Below are 4,219 nucleotides of genomic sequence, written 5' to 3' on the forward strand. Positions count from 1 at the left end.
GCACACGGCGTTGCGGGCTGGCGCACGGCAATACGAAGCGCACGCCGGGCTTCAGCGCCATTAACCGTTCAGCCGCATCAAAAAACAACGTGCCCAACCGTCCGACTTCACCACCACGACTGCCGGGCATCAACGCCACAAGGGGACCATCGGCCAAGCCCAATTCGGCACGCGCGGCCGCACGATCAGCTTGCAGAGGGATGGTGTCGGCCAGCGTATGGCCCACAAAGCGCACCGGCACGCCCTTCTCTTCATAGAATTTGGCTTCGAACGGCAGCAAGGTCAGCATCAAGTCGCAGCCTTCGCGGATCTTCAGCACACGCTTCTGCCGCCACGCCCACACGGATGGGCTGACGTAATGCACGGTCTTGATGCCGGCCTGACGCAATTTGAGTTCGATGTTGAGGGTGAAGTCCGGCGCGTCGATTCCGATAAAGACGTCGGGCTTTTCTTCAATAAGTGTCTGGATCAGCAGTTTGCGGCGAGCCAGCAGCTCACGCAGTCGCCCCAGCACTTCCACCAAGCCCATGACCGACAAGCGCTCCATGGGAAAGTAGGAAGTGAGACCTTCGGCCTGCATCAACGGCCCACCGACCCCAATAAACTCTACGGCAGGATGCTGGGCCTTGAGCGCCCGCATCAAACCAGCCCCCAGAATATCGCCGGAAGCTTCTCCGGCCACCAACGCTATACGCAGATTGGCCATGATCAGCGGGTGATGCCGCGAGTCGACGCCTGGATCGAGTCCCGGAACACTGCCACTTCCGGAAACTGCGCTGCCGACTCGACCAGTTCGGCCAATGCCTGCTCAACCATCAACCCCTGGCGGTAGACCACCTTGTAGGCGCGGCGCAGAGCGTGGATCGCGTCTTCGCTGAAACCACGACGGCGCATGCCTTCGAAGTTCATGCTGCGAGCTTCGGCAGGGTTGCCGAATACCGTAACGAATGCCGGAACATCCTTGCCGATTGCGGTGCCCATGCCGGAAAAGCTATGGGCGCCGATATGGCAGTACTGATGGACCAGGGTGAAGCCGGACAGGATCGCCCAATCGTCAACGTGCACATGACCTGCCAACGCGGTGTTGTTGACCAGGATGCAGTGGTTACCGATCACGCTGTCATGACCGATATGCGCATAGGCCATGATCAGGTTGTGATCACCCAACGTGGTCTCGGCACGATCCTGCACGGTGCCACGGTGAATGGTCACACCTTCACGGATGATGTTGTGGTCACCGATTACCAGGCGTGTTTCTTCACCCTTGTACTTCATGTCCGGGGTGTCTTCGCCTACCGAGGAAAACTGGTAGATACGATTGTGTTTGCCAATGCGGGTCGGACCCTTGAGGATCACGTGCGGCCCGATGACAGTCCCCTCGCCGATTTCAACACCTGCGCCGACGATCGACCAAGGGCCGACCTCAACGTCGGCGGCCAGTACGGCCGACGGATCGATGATTGCGCGAGGGTCAATCAAACTCATAGTTTGCGTTCCGCACAGATGATTTCAGCCGAGCACACCGGCTTGCCATCCACCGAGGCCTGGCATTCGAACTTCCAGATCTGGCGTTTGCAACTGATGAACTTGGCTTCCAGGATCAACTGATCGCCCGGCGTGACCGGGTTGCGGAAACGCAGCTTGTCGGAGCCGACGAAGTAGTAAAGCGTGCCATCGGCAGGCTTGAGGTCGAGCATTTTGAAACCAAGGATACCGGCAGCCTGGGCCATTGCTTCAATGATCAGCACGCCTGGCATGATGGGATGCGCGGGAAAATGACCGTTGAAGAACGGTTCGTTGATGCTGACATTCTTGTAGGCACGAATGCGCTTTTCCTCGACATTGAGGTCCACTACGCGGTCCACCAGCAGGAACGGGTAACGGTGAGGCAGGTATTCGCGAATCTCGTTGATGTCCATCATTTCGGGGGGAAGCCTGTAATAAAGATTGGGGGCGGGCGAACTAAAAGCACGCCCCGCTAGCAAATCAAGGAGGCAGTCTAGCGGCTGTGCACACTTGATATGGAAATGGTATCAGCCTTCTGATGAAGCATTACCGCCAGGGGTCACGTCTCCAACACGCTTTTCCAGCTGTTTGAGGCGTCGGGCCATGTCGTCAAGCTGCCTCAGGCGCGCTGCACTTTTACGCCACTCAGCCGCTGGCTGCATGGCGGTACCGGAAGAGTAGGCACCCGGCTCGGTAATCGAGTGAGTAACCATGGTCATGCCGGTGATGAAGACGTTGTCGCAAATATCGATATGCCCCACCAGCCCTACACCGCCGGCAAGCATGCAATGTTTACCGATCTTGGTACTGCCAGAGATACCGACGCACGCCGCCATGGCGGTGTGATCGCCAATCTGCACGTTGTGGGCGATCTGGATCTGGTTGTCGAGTTTCACGCCGTTACCGATCACGGTATCGGCCAGAGCGCCGCGGTCTACTGCGGTGTTGACGCCAATTTCCACGTCATCGCCAATCAAAACACCACCCACCTGGGCGATCTTGTGCCAAACACCTTTGGAGTTGGCAAAACCGAAGCCTTCACCACCGATCACAGCACCCGACTGAATCACCACACGCTCGCCGATACGTACGTCGTGGTAAAGGGTGACACGGGGAGCCAGCCAGCCATCGGCACCGATTTCGCAGCGCGCGCCGATAAAGCAGTGGGCACCCACCGTCACGCCAGCAGCAATGCGCGCGCCACTCTCGATCACGGCAAACGCGCCAATGCTGGCCGCTGGGTCAACCTGGGCATCCTCGGCAATCACGGCAGAGGGATGAATACCGCCGGCCGCCTTGGGCTTTGGATCAAACAGGTGCGACGCTTTCGCGTACGACAGGTACGGGTCGGCCACCACCAGCGCATCTCCCGTGTAACCTTCGGCATCTGCGGCCTTCAGCAACACGGCTGCGGCCTGGCAATCAACCAGGTATTTACGGTATTGGGGATTTGCGAGGAAGCTCAACTGAGCTGGGCCAGCCTCCTGCAAGGTGGCTAGCCCAGTGATTTCTTTCTCCGGGGAGCCGCGCAAGGCAGCTCCCAGGAACTCGGCCAACTCGCCGAGTTTGATAGTCGCGGTCATGGTTTACTTCAGCTGGTTCATGCGCTCGATCACCTGGCGGGTGATGTCGTATTGAGGCTTGACGTCGATCACGGCGCCGCGCTCGAACACCAGGTCAAAGGCACCTTTCTTGATGACTTCTTCCACAGCGCTGTCGAGTTTCGGCTTGAGCTGCTTGAGCATTTCACGGTCAGCAACAGCCTTGGCTTCGTTCAGCTCCTTGGACTGGAACTGATAGTCACGGGCCTTTTGCTTGAATTCAAGCTCCAGACGCTCGCGCTCGCCTTGCTGCATCTTGTCGCCACCGGCTACCAGACGATCCTGGATACCCTTGGCACTGCTTTCCAGGGTCTTGAGCTTGGTCAGTTGCGGACCGAATTTTTTCTCGGCATCCACTGCGTATTTCTTGGCCGCATCGGATTCCAGCAGAGCCATCTGATAGTTCAGGACGGCGATTTTCATTTCGGCGAAGGCCGGGGTGGTTACCAGCACAGTTGCCAGCAGAACCAATTGAGTCAACTTACGCACGATGCACTCCTACAGAATCCGTTGTCGTTATCTTGGGTCAGACGCTTAGAACGTCTGGCCGAGGGAGAATTGGAAAATCTGGGTTTCAGCGTTATCAGGTTTCTTGACCGGCATGGCCAGAGCGAAGCTCAACGGGCCCAGTGCAGTCACCCAGGTCACGCCAACACCGACAGAGCTCGCCAAGTTGCTGAAGCTCACATCGTTACACTGCGTGTTGGACTTCGAACCATTCGGGTTGGTGACCTGCTCGCACTTGGAGTCGAACACGTTACCCACATCCCAGAAAACCGAAGTACGCAGGGAACGCTGGTCCTTGACGAACGGCAGTGGGAAGAGAATCTCCGCGCCACCTTGGATCAGCACGTTACCACCGAATGGCAGCGCCTTAGTGTCCGTGTCAGCGATTGTGCCTTGGTTACCCGTTGCGTCTACACCACGGCTCGGCGTACCACGTGGACCCAAAGTGCTGTCCTTGAAGCCACGAACCGAGTTGAAACCACCTGCATAGTAGTTCTCGTAGAACGGTAGACCACTGGTAGAACCATAGCCATCGCCATAACCCAGCTCAGTGTGCAGGCGCATGGTGTAGTTATCGCTCAGCGGCTGGAACAACTGACCACGGT

At 57.8% G+C, this 4,219-nt stretch carries 6 protein-coding genes; all 6 read right to left on the reverse strand.

Annotated features, from left to right (window positions below; translation table 11 throughout):
* The coding region (lpxB, locus tag ACRESD_RS11195) for a lipid-A-disaccharide synthase (protein WP_431750965.1) at positions 1-706 on the reverse strand (706 nt) is incomplete at its 3' end.
* 2 nt (positions 707-708) lie between these two features.
* Positions 709-1,485, reverse strand: coding sequence for an acyl-ACP--UDP-N-acetylglucosamine O-acyltransferase (gene lpxA / locus ACRESD_RS11200; RefSeq protein WP_431750966.1), 777 nt, complete (start codon positions 1,483-1,485; stop codon positions 709-711).
* Positions 1,482-1,922 carry a 3-hydroxyacyl-ACP dehydratase FabZ gene (gene fabZ / locus ACRESD_RS11205; RefSeq protein ID WP_003172281.1) on the reverse strand — a complete coding sequence of 147 codons (441 nt, stop codon included), beginning with the start codon at positions 1,920-1,922 and terminating at the stop codon, positions 1,482-1,484. Before fabZ ends, lpxA begins: the two co-directional genes overlap by 4 nt.
* Before the next feature lie 111 nt (positions 1,923-2,033).
* Complete coding sequence (lpxD, locus tag ACRESD_RS11210) at positions 2,034-3,089, reverse strand: UDP-3-O-(3-hydroxymyristoyl)glucosamine N-acyltransferase (protein ID WP_431750967.1); 1,056 nt, start codon at positions 3,087-3,089, stop codon at positions 2,034-2,036.
* Positions 3,090-3,092: 3 nt separating this feature from the next.
* Complete coding sequence (locus ACRESD_RS11215; protein WP_003172279.1) at positions 3,093-3,596, reverse strand: OmpH family outer membrane protein; 504 nt, start codon at positions 3,594-3,596, stop codon at positions 3,093-3,095.
* Between the two features lie 45 nt (positions 3,597-3,641).
* Positions 3,642-4,219, reverse strand: a 578-nt coding sequence (locus tag ACRESD_RS11220; RefSeq protein WP_431750968.1) for a BamA/TamA family outer membrane protein, incomplete at its 5' end; no start/stop codon positions are given.

This window comes from Pseudomonas sp., from assembly GCF_050739995.1.
GTDB lineage: Bacteria > Pseudomonadota > Gammaproteobacteria > Pseudomonadales > Pseudomonadaceae > Aquipseudomonas.